This is a genomic window from Acinetobacter sp. GFQ9D191M, assembly GCF_011174875.1.
GTDB lineage: Bacteria > Pseudomonadota > Gammaproteobacteria > Pseudomonadales > Moraxellaceae > Acinetobacter.
Genome location: NZ_JAALGV010000110.1, coordinates 1 through 15450, shown reverse-complemented (window position 1 = coordinate 15450; position 15450 = coordinate 1). Strand labels below are relative to the sequence as shown.

The window sequence follows — 15450 nt, the reverse complement described above, 5'->3', positions numbered from 1 at the left end:
GAAAATGTGCTTCTGAAACGGATAGAGCTGGATAAATGGCTGATAACTATATTTATATTGAATAAAGATAAGCTATGCAGAATAGGAATAAATCATATATAAAAAAGTGATGAGAATTAAAGAATTATTGAAATAAGCCAAAATTTAAAAAAATTAAAGAAAAACTCCACATTTTTTAAAAAATTGGCGATCTTGCATATCCATAAACTGGCTTGTGTGGTTAGAATAGGAGCTACTGTGCACAAGATCTCTCTCACGTCCTATGAATATTTTAATCGTTGATGATCATCCACTGTTTCGTCATGCTCTGATCCAAGCTGTTCGTTATAGTCTGCCACAAGCGCAGATTCATGAAACTGCAGCAGTCAATGAATTTTATGAACGTCTAGAAAATGGTCCTGAGCCTGATCTTGTCCTTCTGGATTTAAACCTGCCAGGTGCATCGGGCTTTTCTGCTCTGGTCCACGTTCGCGCACAATATCCTTCGATTCCAATTATTGTCGTTTCTGCTCACGAAGAAGCCAGCATTATCCAGCGTGCGATTGCACATGGTGCGATGGGCTATATTCCAAAATCTGCGCATCCAAGCCATATTGGTGAAGCGATTCGTGAAGTCCTCGAAGGGGAAATCTGGTTACCACCAAATCTGCCAGCCAACATGAATTTCGATCCGCGTGCTGCAGATGAAACTGCATTGGCAGAACGGATTCAGTCACTGACACCGCAACAGTTCCGTGTCTTGATGATGGTGGCCGAAGGCTTGCTGAACAAACAGATTGCTTATGAACTGGATGTTTCAGAAGCTACGATTAAAGCGCACGTAACAGCAATCTTCCGTAAGCTGGGTGTACAAAACCGTACCCAGGCGGTGCTTGCTATTAATGCCTTGAATATTGAAGAAAAGAAAATGTAAGTGATACAGCTTACAAAATAAAAAAGACCTCAATTGAGGTCTTTTTTATTATGAGAATATTGCCAGATTAAGCAATATAATCCTGTTTTTGGGTGACATCGGTACAGAACATTGGATTCAGTGCGGATTGCAGTTCATCAATCTGTTCTTGGGTGACATAGCCTTTAGAGATGAGGTATTCTGCTACGCGATCATCCCGTAGACTCAGGAAAGTCGCATCATACACACCTAAGTCTACAAACAGGGCAGCAGTTTCCAGACTGTTAAAACGGTCCAGATAAACTTCATCTTCATACATCAGGAATACATGCTCGTCTGTGCTATTCGGATCGACCTGTAGGTGCTCTGCCAGTTCATGCGGGCAGGTTTTGATAAAGAGCAAGTCAGAGAGCTCATCAAACTGGGTGGTATCCAGGCAATCTTCTTCATTTTTCACTTTGCCGAGCCACGCTTTAAAGACCAGTACGGCACCACCACGCAGCAGCATACTCCAGATCTGATGACGGGTTTGTACAGGTAAATCTTCAGCTTCTGCTTCCAGAGATTCAATCAGCTTGTTTTCCTGTTCAGCCAAACGTTCAAATAAACCTAAACCTTGCGGTTTGTAGGCATAAGGTTCAAAGACATCAAAATGCAGTTCATCAAAAACTTGCAGGGCTAAAGGAACCGCATGCTGATACAGGGTTTCAAGTGCCTGAATCTGGGTATCGTCGAGTTTGCTGTATTTAAACATTTGCGTCCAGTCGATGCTGGGTAATAAGGCATTAGCACCATATTGGCGATGGAATTGCTGAGTCTGTGCGGGAAGCTGAGCAATTGATTCATCGAGTTTCATTTTTATAACTCCTATCTAGCAGTGCAAATAGACCAGCTGCCAAAAGGATTTAGGCATTGTCAGATGGAAACTGATCGTTTCTTATATTGTCTATTTTTAGAGCTAAGCCTGTTGTATTAAAAATACGACCAAAGTTCTATCTGCCATAAAATAGGATTAAAAATTAATTTAAAACAACAACTTAAATAGTTGTAACTAGGTGTACACATGTATATTAATAGAATTGGTGGCTTTTGCCATAGAGAATGCTGAAATGATAATTTTGAGCAATTTATCAGCAGGAATTATGTGAAATTTGGTGCTTTTAGCACATTGGCCTGATTTTTTTGCCAGTCAGGTAAAGAAAGGTATTTGTTTGGTATAAAAAATGCCCACTTTAAATCATTAAAATGGGCATTGAGATGAAAATAAAAAGTTCTAGCTACCCGAGATTTTCAGACCGGATAACCAGGAACGGAGTGAAGCAGGCTTCAACGGTTTTTTCAGCAGGACAATATTTAAATCCTTCAGGCGCTGTGGCAGTTCCGGATCAGAATCTGCGGTAATCAATGCCACCGGAATATCACTACTACGATGTTCCAGAATAAAGTCCAGACCGATCTTGTCCTGGTTTAAATGCTGATCGACCAGCCAGACCTGAATATTTTCCTGCTGAATCATCTCGGCGGCCTGTTCTGGTTCGGTGGCTTTAAAGACCTGATAACCCCATTTGGTCAATAAGGTCGACATGCCTTCCAGAATGGTTTCATCATTGTCCAGACATAGAATCTTAAAGGCCTTGGACTTCAACGGCACAGCCTGAACAGGGGCGGCAATGACTTTCGGTGCTGCGGTCAGTGGCACTTCAATCATGAAGCAGGAACCTTTGCCCAGCTCGGAAGAAACATGAACTGGATAATCCAATAGACCAGTCATACGTTGCACGATGGCGAGACCAAGCCCCAGACCCTGTTCACCCCAAGGCGAAGTATGGCCACAACGCTCGAATTCCTGGAACAGCTTGATGCGCTGTTCTTCAGCAATACCGGGACCGGTATCCCAAACCCCGATCCGGATATGATTTGGCCGGTTGCTAGAACGCAGTACACCGACCACGACCTTACCTTTGGCGGTATAACGTAGGGCATTGCTGACAAAGTTCTGGATAATCCGGCGAATCCATTGTGGATCGGTGTCAATCCAGAACTGGGCATCATGCACTCGCAGTTTGATGCCACGTTGTGCCGCAATGGATTTGAATTGCAGTTCCAGATCACTTAATAAATCATGCAGTGGATAAGCCTGGCGTTTCGGCTGAATCGTACCGCCCTCCAGTCGGGCAATATCCAGCAGAGCTGAGAGCATGCTTTCTGCCCCATGCAGGGCACGATCCAGTTGCTGCAGGGTCTTGCGATCTTCTTCGCTTTGTACACTTTGCTCCAGCGCCGTACTGAACAGACGTGCAGCATGCATTGGCTGTAACAGGTCATGACTGGCGGCAGCAATAAAGCGGCTCTTGGACATATTGGCTTTGTCGGCTTGTTCACGCGCCAGTTGCTGTTCAGACAGGGCATCAGCGAGCTGCTGGGTACGATCCTGAACCCGGGCTTCCAGTAATGCTTCATTTTCACGGAAGGCAGTAATATCGGCAAAGGTCGTCACGAAACCACCGCCTTCAATTGGGTTACCCCGCATCTGAATCACGCGGCCATCTTTACGGATCCGTTCAAATTCATGCGCACTGCCGACCTGCATCCAGTGAATCCGTTTACGCACATGTTCTTCGACCGAGCCCGGACCACATTCACCGCGTTCAGCGTTATAACGGATTAGGTCAGCGATTGGACAGCCGACATAAACAATATCTTTTGGATAGTCGAACAGTTTCAGGTATTGGTTGTTCCAGGCGACCAGACACATATTTTCATCAACCACACTCACCCCTTGGGTCATATGGTCGATCATGGTCATGATCAGGTTCTGGTTAAAACGCTGCCATTGTGAGGCCTGATCCAGAATATTCGCCACCTGACCGAGGGCCAGGCCATTATTCACCATCGCGGTAGTCAGCAGGGTACGTGCCGAGGCTGCACCAATGGTACCGGCCAGATACTGCTCAGTAAAACGCCACCACATGCCATTGGCACTGCTATTTTCATTCAGTTCCACACTATTTTGAGCACAGAACTGCTGGAAGGCGTGCATGGTTGGACCTTCACCGGTAATGCGCTTGGCCAGCGTAATCAGGTCACCAACTTTTAAACGGGCCACATCCTGATGCGAGTAGCTGACATCAGTAGATGGACTTTGAGAAGGAAGCGGCTTGGTTTCATAGTAGAAGAAACTTTCCGCCTGAATCTGTTCAGCCACACTTGGACGGAACATCCGGGAAACCCAGATATATAGGAATGTGTTCAGACCTAGTGCCCAGACCACACCATGCGTTAAAGGATCAAAAGATTCGAAACCGATCAGGGCTTCAGGACGTAACCAGTTCCAGCCCAAAGGACCCTGTTCCAGAAAACTCTGGCTGAACTGCTGATAGGCTTCTGGCAGGCTGCGCAAAATCGTTGGTAATAGCAGGGTATACGACCATAAAGCGAAACCGGTCAGCAGGCCAGCATATACACCTTGCTTACTCCCGCCACGCCAATACAGACCACCAATCAGGGCAGGGGCGAATTGTGCCACGGCACTAAAGGCCAGCAGACCAAAGACTGAGAGCTGGTCAATATCATTAAAAAAGTTGAAGAACAGAAAGCCCATCAACATCACGGCTAGGATACAGATCCGGCGGGTAAATTTCAGTACCAGTGGTAAACGCTTGTCATGCCGTGAGATCAGGTTTAACCGCCAGAGCGCTGGCATGATCAGGTCATTACTCAGCATGATCGACAGGGCTACTGAAGACACGAGTAACATACCAGTCGAAGCCGAGAAACCGCCTAAGAAGGCCAATAAGGTCAGCCAGTCCTGATTATAGCTAAGCGGTAAAGACAGTACCGCGACATCTGGAATCGCTAAATATTGGGGAGCCGCATGCAGTGCCCAGCTGGCAATCGGGATAATCGCCAGCGTGGTCAGAATCAGATAAATGGCAAACCAGCGCCGTGCACCACGGATATGTTGCTCATCCCGTAATTCAACCACAGCCACATGAAACTGACGCGGTAAACAGATAATCGCCAGTGCAGCCAGCAAAGTCTGAACCCAGAAGCTTTCCGGTACGCCAAACAGCTGTACATCATGGAAAGTAGACTGAATATCGCTACTGATCTGAGGCAGATTTTCTGGTGCTTCAAAAATAAAGAAACAGGCTACGGCTAGCAGGGCAAATAGCTTGACGAAGGACTCAAAGGCGACAGCCAGCATCAGACCGCCATGCTGTTCAGTGTTGGCAATCTGCCGAGTACCAAAAATCATCGCCAGAATCGCCAGGACGCCAGTCAGGAACAGCACGCTATTAGTCGTACTGGCAATCCCAGCTGAAGGTTCCAGAATGACCGCCGCACTCAAGGCAATTGCACGCAACTGTAAGGCCAGATAGGGAATGATGGCAATCACCGCCAGAATGGTGACCAGCGAAGCCAGAGGCCCACTCTTACCATAACGTGCAGCGACGAAGTCGGCGATAGAGGAAATCGCATGATGCTGGCGTACCCGTCCCAGACGGCGCCAGATATCGTAACCAATCGCGACAAAGAGCAGGGGACCAAGATAGATCGGCAGGAAAATAATTCCTTCACGAACCGCAGCACCGGTCGCGCCATAAAATGTCCAGGAAGAACAGTAGACGCCTAAAGTTAAACTAAACAATAGCATGCGGCCACGGGTACTCAGCCGGCTGGCATGTTTTTCCCCATAGAAAGCGCAAGTAAAGAGTAAAGTGATATAGAGGGCGAGCACCCCTATGATGAGCCAACTGTTCATATAGCCTGATGTGTACTGTGCATGACGCTATGATACCGCATCATGCACTCAGCAGTTTAAATTGATCATTTTTTAACGACCAAAGTCTAAATTACAAGTCATTCTAAATGTTGTTATTTTGCAACAGTGATAATTCGAATTAAAAAATAGTAAGCCCATGGTGGGGCTACAGGAGTGTAAATATGGATGAGGCCCAAGTAGAAAGAATTCTACAGAATCCCAAATTCAAAGAAATGGTACGTAGAAAAAGTACGCTGAGCTGGACCTTAACCGGCATCATGCTATTTGTCTATGTCGGTTTCATGTTGCTTGTTGGCTACAACAAAGAATTTCTATTGTCTTCAATTTCTGGCGGTGTAACGACCTGGGGTGTACCTCTAGGTATCGGTATCATTATTTTGTCTTTTATATTGTGCTGGGTGTATTCCTACATTGCCAATAACAAACTTGATCAGCTGAACAGAGAAGCAATTCAGGAAGTGGAAGCGATTACAAAAGAAAAGGGGCAACACTAAGATGAAAGGGATTTCATATCAAGCGCTTGCTGCTGCAGCGCTGACCTTGCTCAGCTCGGCAATGGCATTTGCTGGACCAGATCTGGGTGCTGCGGAGCAGCAAGCGACCAACTGGCACGCGATTATCATGTTTGTGATTTTCGTTGGAGCAACCTTATTTATTACCAAATGGGCTGCCAAACAAACCACAAATACTAATGATTTCTATACTGCCGGCGGCGGGATTTCTGGCTTCCAGAACGGTCTGGCCATTGCTGGTGACTTCATGTCTGCAGCATCTTTCCTCGGTATTTCCGCGATGGTATTCCTGTCCGGTTTTGACGGATTGCTGTACTCACTAGGCTTTATGGTGGGTTGGCCAATCGTTTTATTCCTGGTGGCAGAACGTTTGCGTAACCTGGGTAAATTTAACCTGTCTGATGTAGTGTCGTTCCGTCTGGAAGAAAAACCGGTGCGTACTCTAGCTGCATTAAGTTCACTGGTTGTGGTGGCGTTTTACCTGATCGCACAGATGGTAGGTGCAGGTCAGTTGATCAAGTTACTCTTCGGTCTGAACTACAATATTGCTGTGGTGATTGTTGGCCTGTTGATGATGGCTTACGTAATCTTCGGTGGCATGCTAGCGACCACTTGGGTACAGATCATTAAAGCAGTAATGCTGTTGTCTGGTGCGACATTTATGGCTTTCATGGTAATGAAGGGCGTAGGTTTCAGCTTTACCAATATGTTTGAACAATCGATTCAGGTTTACTCTAAAGTACATGACTTGAGCCTTGCAGATGCAACGAAGATTATGGGTCCGGGTAATCTCGCTTCGAATCCGGTCGATGCGATTTCTCTTGGTCTGGCGCTGATGTTTGGTACAGCAGGTCTGCCACATATCCTGATGCGTTTCTTTACAGTAAAAGATGCCAAAGAAGCACGTAAATCAGTGGTGGTTGCAACAGGCTTTATCGGTTACTTCTACCTGTTAACCTTCATTATCGGTTTCGGTGCGATTCTATACGTAGCGAACAACCCGCAGTTCCTGGACATTGCAAAAATGGCAATCACAGGCAAGCTAGAGCTGGTGGGCGGTAACAACATGGCCGCGGTTCACCTGGCAGATGCTGTGGGTGGTGACCTGTTCATGGGCTTCATTTCTGCAGTGGCATTCGCAACCATTCTTGCGGTAGTTGCAGGTTTGACCTTGTCAGGTGCTTCAGCAATTTCACATGACTTGTATGCAAACGTATTCAAGAAAGGCCGTACTACACCTGAATCTGAACTGCGCATGTCTAAAATTGCAACTCTTGGTCTTGCTATCTTTGCGATGATTCTGGGAATCCTGTTCGAGAAGCAAAACGTTGCCTTCATGGTGGGTCTGGCATTCTCGGTAGCCGCATGTGCCAACTTCCCGGTACTGGTTCTGTCTATGTTCTGGAAAGGCCTGACCACACGTGGTGCTGTCATTGGTGGCGTGGTTGGTTTGGTGACTGCAGTAGTACTGATCATACTGTCTAAAGCAGTTTGGGTAGATACTTTCGCGATTTCAGATACACCAGTCGTTCCATTTAATGGTCCTGCATTATTTGCAATGCCACTGTCTTTCTTCTGCTGCTGGTTCTTCTCCATCACAGACCGCTCAGTGAAAGCACAAGCAGAACGCAAAGCTTTCGATGCACAGTTTGTTCGCTCACAAACAGGTATTGGAATCTCAGGTGCATCTGATCATTAAGATCTGATGTCCTAAAAAAGCCTCCTGATGGGGGCTTTTTTTATAGCGATAAAATACCTGAGCTACCCAATGAAATACTTTGGGATAGGTTATCTAAAATTAAATACAGCTATTTTTAACTGAGATTTCAATGATTTTTATACAATCCTGTTTCTAACCATCAGCTAGATCATGCTATGTTAAGCCAGCGATAACAATAATGATGCTCGACAGGACATCAAGACAAATCTCATGAAGCACTCCCTGCTACGATTCTGGACCCATTTTAAGTATCTGCCTTCTGCCTGGCTGCTATGCCTGCAGTTACTGATTCTGATTCTGTCGATGCTGAGTTATGACAGTGTGTCTTATCGCGCGGGTACATGGATGCTGGGGGTGGTGGTCTTGCTGGTGATTGCCAAGGTAATTCGTCAGACTCCGATGTTTACCATTCTGGGACTCATCTTTGTCGCAGGGGCCATCTTCTTTTCGTCGCTGATTTTCTTGGGGCTGCGCTATACCTGGATCATGATCGTCGCGCATCTGTTTGAAGCCAGTGCCTACTTCAGTGCAGCGTATGGCCTGTTACGTTATATGTTTCATGACCGTTATCTGACCAAAGACGAACTATTTGCAGCGGGAGCAGTTTTCACATTGCTGGCTTGGGGCTTTGCTTTTCTCTATAGCATTTGCCAGTTATGGGTACCTTACAGCTTTTCGGACCCAGATCTAAAAGCTTATCAGCCGTGGCTGGATCTGCTCTTTCTGAGCTTTAGTGTACAGTCTGCTACAGGATTATCTGATGTGATGCCGGTCAGCCCGGTCGCACGGATGCTGGCCATTATCCAGATGTTTGTCGGGGTAATGTATCTGGCCTTGATTGTTTCCCGTCTGATTGCCTTACAGTATATTTCTCATCTTCCTAAACAGACTCATATACAACATAAGCATAGAAAGCCTGAGGAATAGAACGTACAGAGCTGCATAGCTTGGTTACAGTAACTTAACGGCTTTATTTTCCTGAATATTTTAAAATCTTAAGGTCCAAAACGTATCTTTGATCGTAATTCTCTCGATCAGAATGTTTTTACTTATCAATAATGATTCAAGCCTCCCGGCATCCAATCTATTAAAAAAATGGGGGATCTATGCCTTCCAAACCTTCATCCTGGTTTGCCAATATCAATCCGAATGTCTTTATTAGTACAGTGGTGATTATCGCCATTTTTTTGGGACTGGTAATACTGGCACCTGATTCATTCGACCTGTTGACCAAGCAAATGAATGCGTGGATTACCACTTCATTTAGCTGGTTTTATGTCCTCTCCGTGGCGATCTTCCTGATTGTCCTGATTTATATTGCCCTGTCTGATATGGGGAAAATCAAACTCGGGCCCGACCATAGTCAGCCAAAATACAGCCAGGCATCCTGGTTTGCCATGCTGTTTACCGCAGGTATGGGAATTGGCCTGATGTTTTTCGGTGTTGCCGAACCGGTTATGCACTATGTCACACCGCCTGCTGGTGAACCGGAAACTGTACTGGCCGCGCAGCAAGCTATTCGCGTGACTTTCTTCCACTGGGGCCTGCATGCCTGGGCGATTTACACCATTGTGGGTCTGTCATTGGCCTATTTTGCGTATCGACATAATCTGCCTTTAAAAGTTCGCTCCGCCTTATATCCACTGATCGGCAACCGGATTCATGGCCCAATCGGAGACGGGGTAGATACTTTTGCCACCTTAGGGACAGTATTTGGGGTTGCGACAACTTTAGGTTTTGGGGTGACTCAGATTAATTCGGGTCTGAATTACCTATTTGGAGTTGAGCAGACCCCCAGTACTCAGGTCATTTTGATTATTGCCGTCACTGTAATGGCATCAATGTCCGTATTTTTTGGTTTGGATAAGGGCATCAAACGCCTGGCTGAACTGAATCTGCTGCTTGCTTTACTGTTACTCATCTTTGTTTTTGTTACCGGTCCAAGTATCTATCTTCTGCAGACCACTATCCAGAATTCTGGACAGTATGTTGCAAACCTGTTCAGTATGACCTTCAATCTGTATGCCTATCAGCCTAGTGGCTGGATTGGTGGCTGGACCATTATGTATTGGGCCTGGTGGATTTCCTGGTCACCATTTGTCGGGATGTTTATTGCCAGAGTATCCGAAGGCCGCAGTATCCGTGAGTTCATTGTTGGGGTTCTACTGATTCCTACCGGATTTACCCTGATCTGGATGGGCTTTATGGGCAATGCTGCATTATTCAGTATCATGCATGAAGCCAATACTAATCTGCTTGAGGCAGTACAACGTGACTCCTCTGTAGCGCTGTTCGAATTTTTAGGTAATCTGCCATTTAATTCAGTCACCAGTATTATTGCTACGGTATTGGTTATCCTGTTCTTTGTCACTTCAGCAGATTCTGGATCATTAGTCACGGATTATCTCACGGCGAAAACCGAGAATTCACCGACTTGGCAGCGTCTGTTCTGGACCGTGTTAATGGCTTTATTGGCCATCATTCTGTTACTGGCAGGTGGGCTGGAAGCCTTGCAGTCGGCTACGATTATGAGTGCCTTGCCGTTTACATTTATTATGCTGCTGATTTGCTGGGGACTGATTAAGGCCCTGCATCTGGATGTAACGAAAATGCATGCGCTACAAGCTGCACGTATTACCCCGCGGGCCATTCAGAACCCGCGTAGCTGGCAACAGCGACTCGGTTTAATTATGCATTATCCGCATACGCATGATGAAGTACGTGATTATATTGATACGATGGTCAGCAAAGCTTTTAACAGTTTTCAGGTTGAACTGAAACGTCGTCACATCCAGGTGAAAATCTTTAAACTGGAAGATGGGATCGAGTTACGTGTCGATCATCAGAATGAAATGAACTTTATTTATCAGGTCATTGCTACCCAGACTTTAGCACCGAGCTTTATGCCGGATGCAGATTCTCCGCAATCTTATCAGGCAGAAGTCTTTTTAAGGGAAGGGGGGCAAAATTATGATGTGATGGAATGGACTCAGGAAGATTTAATCCAGGACATCATTGATCAATATGAACGTCATCTGCACTTTTTAAGTCTGGTCCGTTCTCCAGAATAAATATTTGATCCAATAAAAAAGGACGCTGATGCGTCCTTTTTTTATTCAGTCACTAATTCAGAAATTAGAAACGGAATTTAGCATTTAAGCCTACAGTTTGTGTATCACGAACTACAGCATTTTGAGCAAGATTTGCTTCGTAGTTTGAGTTCACATAACTAGCACCTACAGCAACTGCTGGAGTGATGAAGTAGTTTACGTTTGCGCCCCAAGCTTTGTCTGGAGAGTTAGCGTAGCTAGATTCCATATAAGATGCACCAACGCTTAATTTAGGGTTGATGTACAAAGTAGTACCTAGGTTGTAAGCAGTATCTTCACCATAAACCAAGCCGCTTTCGAAGCCAAGTGACATGTTAGTGCCGTCAATTGCGCCTACATATTTAGTACGAGCAGTGATTGCATCTTGGTCTTCATCGATTGTGCGAGACTCAAGAGCAGCTTTAGCAACGCCGTTGTTGAACATATTGAAAGCGTCATAAGAAGTTTGGTCTGCAACGCTTGTGTAACCTACAGCTACCAGGAAGTTAGGAATAGGGAGTACACCTACTTCTAATGCATAACGGTCGCCATTGTCATCATTTTGGCCACCTTTACCATCAGTAATTGTATGGCTATAAGAAGCGCTTGCATAAGCAGGAACAACTTTAGTTGGGATGTAAGCTTCACCTTTCACACCGAAAGTATGAGAAGTCTGGTCTCTATCATCAGCATCTACATCATATTCGCCATATGTATAAGCAGCAGAAACGTTAGATGCCTGGTTGATGAAAGCAGCTTCAGCTAAAGGGCTTTTAGAAGCGTCTACATCTTTGAAGTAGTAAGTACCTTGAACAGCACCAGTGAAATCTTTGTCATTTACAGTGTTGTCGATGAACTCTGATTGACCTTGAACTTCGAATTGATATGCTTGAGCACCGGTCATGGCTAATAATAAAGCAGTGGCTAAACCGAGTTTTTTCATGATATTTACCATTTTGTTACAAAAGATGTACAACAGGAACGTATTGTATTGTGACAATTTATTAAGTCAATCCAATTCGAAATCGCTATTTTTTTGTACAAAATCATTGTATTGATTTTGTTTAATAGTCTTTTAATTAGAAAATTTAGTTATTTTAGAAAAAAGCTTAAATAACAATGTTGTATACTAAATAAATTGTTACATCTAATCAGGAAAATGAATTAATAAAGGATTTTTTGATTGTTTAATTAAGTTGAATAGTGGATTTTAATTCAAAAAACCAATTTATTTATCATGAAAATAATCATGTTTATTACACTGAATTTAAGAGAGGCGTAAAAACTGTAATATAAAGCAAATTTATGAAAGAATTGATCGGTTTAGCGACAAAATAAGGGTTATAATGTGATGTATTTCACTGTTTTGTCTATAAATTGTGATATGTCATAAATCCTAGTAAATTAATGTGCTTTACATTGTTACCAAATTGACTGATAATAAAAAAATCAGGTTAGAGTTCATGTTTTTACATGATAATTTGACTGATTCTCCACATATTTTTGTTTTTATCGGCCCAGCTTTCCCCAAGGTTGGGCTTTTTTTTTGCCAGAATTTTTTAGAAGCATCAGTCTACGGATTAGTTCATAAAAGAAGATTAGAAAAACTAGTATAGAAAGCCGTCAAAGATGATTCTTTAATGCACCTTAATGGTGCATTATTTCAATTTAAAAATTGCTTCGTTCTATAAAGTTGCAAAAAAAAACCTCAATTTCTATATAAAATTGAGGTTTTTTCGCCAAAATTTGCGGGTAAATCAAAAAATCTGCTGAGGAATAATTTAACTCGCCCTAATGCAGTGCATTATGCACCTAATTGTTGCACGTGTAAATAGTTCAGAAAGCGAGTTTTTTAATTTTCTTATATTTTAAATTATGAAATTTTCATTCCTATTTATATTTTAGTGATAACAGATGAAAAATCCTGAAAATATAAAGAGTTAAAACCTTTAAGAACATAAGAAAAACCTTCTGAAAATCAAAGCAATTGGGAAGAAATATTGATGATGAGTAGGCGTTTATTTGTATAATCTATCTACTATTAAATGGGGAGTCCTTGATTCATGTGAAGGACTAAAAATCAAGATGAATACTTTGCGCTCTGAGAAAATCAGCAAACATCTGTACTGGTCGATGTCGATCATTATTTTATGTTTATTGTGTATTTGTATTCCCTTAATTATTGATAGTAGTCAACATTATTTAAAATCAAAACAAACCTATCAGCAGCTTTATGCCTTACAACAGGTCACCGATCTCTCCAATAAAATCTCCCGGGAACGGGCACCTGCCAACAAAGTAATGTCCAGCTCGGTTGAGGAATTTGCCAAACATCAGCAGGAGTTAAGCGATTACCGTCAGGAAGTCGATCAACAGATGCAAATTACGGCTCAGGCACTCGATCAGGTTGGTTTTAATCACCTAAGCCAGCAACTTTTATCTGAATTGAAACCGAGCTTGCAGAATGGACGTCAGCAGGTCGATCTCTATACTCAAATACCTCGCCCGGAACGTACTGCACAGGAAATGGATCAGGCTATTCTCGCCATGTTTACTGCCTGGGATAGCAGCCGTAAAATTCTGAAAGGAGTAGTGATTGCCTCTGCTACGCCATCTGCCCGTTTGGATAATTACATAAGTGAAATCCTGTTTTTATCTGATCTCAGGGATCAATCGGGTCGGGTAGCGTCAAATGTCATGGCACATGTGACATTTGGAACCCAGATTCCAGAGCAAAACATTACCCGTTCCTTGCAGGTCCAGCATCAGGTACGCTACCTCTGGGATATTATTGATACGCTACAGCCTGTTCAGGACAAAACTGATGAATTTATTCGTTTACATCAGCGGGTCGGAACTGAATTTATCCAGCAAGGTTTACCGATTGTGGAGCGACTGATTGAAGATAGCCGCCAGCAGCGTCCTTATTATTTAACTGGAACCCAGCTGACTGAAGCCATTGTAGATAAATTTACAACAGTGATTGATTTGCAGAACTATTTACTGCAATACACCAAAGATGTGGCTATTAAGGAAATGCGCCATGGTCTGAATCATTTGATCTGGACAGTGGCCTTATCTGGAATTTCCCTGATTACGGCAATTTTGACCATGATTTTTGCGCGTAAACGCATCTTTATTCCTTTAATTCGGGCACGTAAAATTTTATTTGATTTGTCCACTGGGTCTGAACGGAAGCAAGCCCAATCAAAACTAAAAATAGACCGGCCTACTGAATCCTTATTTACAGCAATTCAAAAACTGCAGCATACGCTGCAAGAGCGTGAAGCATTAGAATTTCGACTGAAAAATATTGCCCATTCCGATTCCCTGACTGGACTGGCTAACCGTTTTGCGCTCGATGAATATATCCGTTTTATGGAAACGCATCCGACCCAGTTTAAGCGAACCTGCCTGATGATTATTGATATTGATCATTTTAAACAGGTCAATGATCAATATGGGCATATTATTGGTGATCAGGTTATTCAACTGGTTGCAGAACGCTTAAAAGCCAATGTCCGTGCTTCGGATCTGCTGGTTCGCTATGGCGGTGATGAGTTTCTGGTCCTGATTGAAAATATCGAGATGCAGCATGCTTTCATGCTGGCGAATAAAATCCGGACCGAAGTCGCTGAACATTCTATTCTGACCGCAGCTGATGAAGATATTCATGTATCGGTGAGTATTGGGGTAGCGATTGGTGCAGAGTCATGGATTGCTTTACTGGAACAGGCCGATGAGGCGTTATTTAAGGCCAAAGCCAAAGGACGTAATGTGGTGGCTGAGGTTTAAACCACTTAACTGAATTTTTTAAGCTAAACAGTCTGAAGAGTCATAATTTTATAATTTATATTGTTAAAAAATAAAGTAAATTTCATTGAAGTTTTTAAAAAATATAAAAATTTAGGGGATCTTAAAATGAGTAAAAATTGTATTTTCTGTCAAATGGTAAAAGGGGAATTGCCATGTCATTTAATCGATGAAAATGATGATTTTATGGCGTTTCTTACTATATTTCCCAATACATTGGGCGCAAGCGTAGTGATTCCAAAACAGCATTATTCCAGCTATGCCTTTGAACTGAGTGACCAGGTGCTGACAAATCTGGTTTTATATACCAAGCAGGTAGCCCTAAAATTGGATCGTTATTTTGATGACGTTGGCCGAACAGCAATGGTGTTCGAGGGATTTGGTGTCGATCATGTGCATGCCAAGCTATTTCCAATGCATCAGACTAAAAATACCCATGAAAAATGGCAGCCAATTAATTCTTCAGTCGATAAGTATTTTGATGCTTATGAGGGCTATATTTCATCGCATGATGCTCGAAGGGCGGATGATCAAGCGCTGGCACAATTGGCTGAAAATATTCGCTCAATCGCATAGTCAAAAATAAAAGCCCCCTCTTTTTAAAAGAGGGGCACTCTCCACTGCTGTCCCATAGTTTG

The 15450-nt window shown here is 43.5% G+C and carries 10 protein-coding genes; 7 read left to right on the top strand and 3 right to left on the bottom strand.

Translation table 11 applies throughout. The features are described from left to right. Positions 1 to 262: 262 nt before the first annotated feature. Positions 263 to 913 (top strand): response regulator transcription factor, encoded by a 651-nt coding sequence (locus G5T77_RS14730; protein WP_004781530.1) that lies wholly within the window; start codon positions 263 to 265, stop codon positions 911 to 913. A 67-nt stretch (positions 914 to 980) separates the two neighbouring features. Here G5T77_RS14730 and G5T77_RS14725 read toward each other — a convergent pair whose 3' ends face one another. Together G5T77_RS14725 and G5T77_RS14720 are read right to left on the bottom strand one after the other, a co-directional pair. Continuing rightward, a complete protein-coding gene (locus G5T77_RS14725; protein ID WP_166139501.1) occupies positions 981 to 1748 on the bottom strand; it encodes a hypothetical protein in 768 nt (255 codons plus the stop codon). 417 nt (positions 1749 to 2165) lie between these two features. After that, on the bottom strand, positions 2166 to 5657 hold the full coding sequence (locus G5T77_RS14720) for a PAS domain-containing hybrid sensor histidine kinase/response regulator (protein ID WP_166139503.1): 3492 nt from the start codon (positions 5655 to 5657) through the stop codon (positions 2166 to 2168). 182 nt (positions 5658 to 5839) lie between these two features. Here G5T77_RS14720 and G5T77_RS14715 point away from each other — a divergent pair, with 182 nt between their 5' ends. From G5T77_RS14715 to betT, 4 genes are all read left to right on the top strand, one after another. Next, positions 5840 to 6172: a DUF485 domain-containing protein gene (locus G5T77_RS14715; protein WP_004781535.1), complete on the top strand. Its 333-nt coding sequence runs from the start codon at positions 5840 to 5842 to the stop codon at positions 6170 to 6172. Between the two features lies 1 nt (position 6173). Beyond that, positions 6174 to 7889, top strand: coding sequence for a cation acetate symporter (locus tag G5T77_RS14710; protein ID WP_159123808.1), 1716 nt, complete (start codon positions 6174 to 6176; stop codon positions 7887 to 7889). 231 nt (positions 7890 to 8120) lie between these two features. Further along, positions 8121 to 8837, top strand: coding sequence for an ion channel (locus G5T77_RS14705; RefSeq protein ID WP_166139505.1), 717 nt, complete (start codon positions 8121 to 8123; stop codon positions 8835 to 8837). Between the two features lie 179 nt (positions 8838 to 9016). Beyond that, positions 9017 to 10981: a choline BCCT transporter BetT gene (gene betT / locus G5T77_RS14700; RefSeq protein WP_166139507.1), complete on the top strand. Its 1965-nt coding sequence runs from the start codon at positions 9017 to 9019 to the stop codon at positions 10979 to 10981. A gap of 64 nt (positions 10982 to 11045) precedes the next feature. Here the strand turns inward: betT and omp33-36 are convergent, their stop codons facing one another. Then, a complete protein-coding gene (gene omp33-36 / locus G5T77_RS14695) occupies positions 11046 to 11942 on the bottom strand; it encodes a porin Omp33-36 (RefSeq protein WP_166139509.1) in 897 nt (298 codons plus the stop codon). Between the two features lie 1142 nt (positions 11943 to 13084). On the opposite strand from omp33-36, the gene G5T77_RS14690 reads away from it, so the two are divergent. After that, complete coding sequence (locus tag G5T77_RS14690) at positions 13085 to 14794, top strand: GGDEF domain-containing protein (protein ID WP_166139512.1); 1710 nt, start codon at positions 13085 to 13087, stop codon at positions 14792 to 14794. 126 nt (positions 14795 to 14920) lie between these two features. Continuing rightward, positions 14921 to 15388: an HIT domain-containing protein gene (locus G5T77_RS14685; protein WP_166139514.1), complete on the top strand. Its 468-nt coding sequence runs from the start codon at positions 14921 to 14923 to the stop codon at positions 15386 to 15388. Positions 15389 to 15450: the final 62 nt, after the last annotated feature.

Coding starts and splice junctions, on each gene's coding strand:
- G5T77_RS14705 (WP_166139505.1), top strand. CDS start 8,121: ATGAAGCACTCCCTGCTACGATTCTGGACCCATTTTAAGTATCTGCCT.
- G5T77_RS14720 (WP_166139503.1), bottom strand. CDS start 5,657: ATGAACAGTTGGCTCATCATAGGGGTGCTCGCCCTCTATATCACTTTA.
- G5T77_RS14730 (WP_004781530.1), top strand. CDS start 263: ATGAATATTTTAATCGTTGATGATCATCCACTGTTTCGTCATGCTCTG.
- betT (WP_166139507.1), top strand. CDS start 9,017: ATGCCTTCCAAACCTTCATCCTGGTTTGCCAATATCAATCCGAATGTC.
- G5T77_RS14690 (WP_166139512.1), top strand. CDS start 13,085: ATGAATACTTTGCGCTCTGAGAAAATCAGCAAACATCTGTACTGGTCG.
- G5T77_RS14710 (WP_159123808.1), top strand. CDS start 6,174: ATGAAAGGGATTTCATATCAAGCGCTTGCTGCTGCAGCGCTGACCTTG.
- omp33-36 (WP_166139509.1), bottom strand. CDS start 11,942: ATGAAAAAACTCGGTTTAGCCACTGCTTTATTATTAGCCATGACCGGT.
- G5T77_RS14715 (WP_004781535.1), top strand. CDS start 5,840: ATGGATGAGGCCCAAGTAGAAAGAATTCTACAGAATCCCAAATTCAAA.
- G5T77_RS14685 (WP_166139514.1), top strand. CDS start 14,921: ATGAGTAAAAATTGTATTTTCTGTCAAATGGTAAAAGGGGAATTGCCA.
- G5T77_RS14725 (WP_166139501.1), bottom strand. CDS start 1,748: ATGAAACTCGATGAATCAATTGCTCAGCTTCCCGCACAGACTCAGCAA.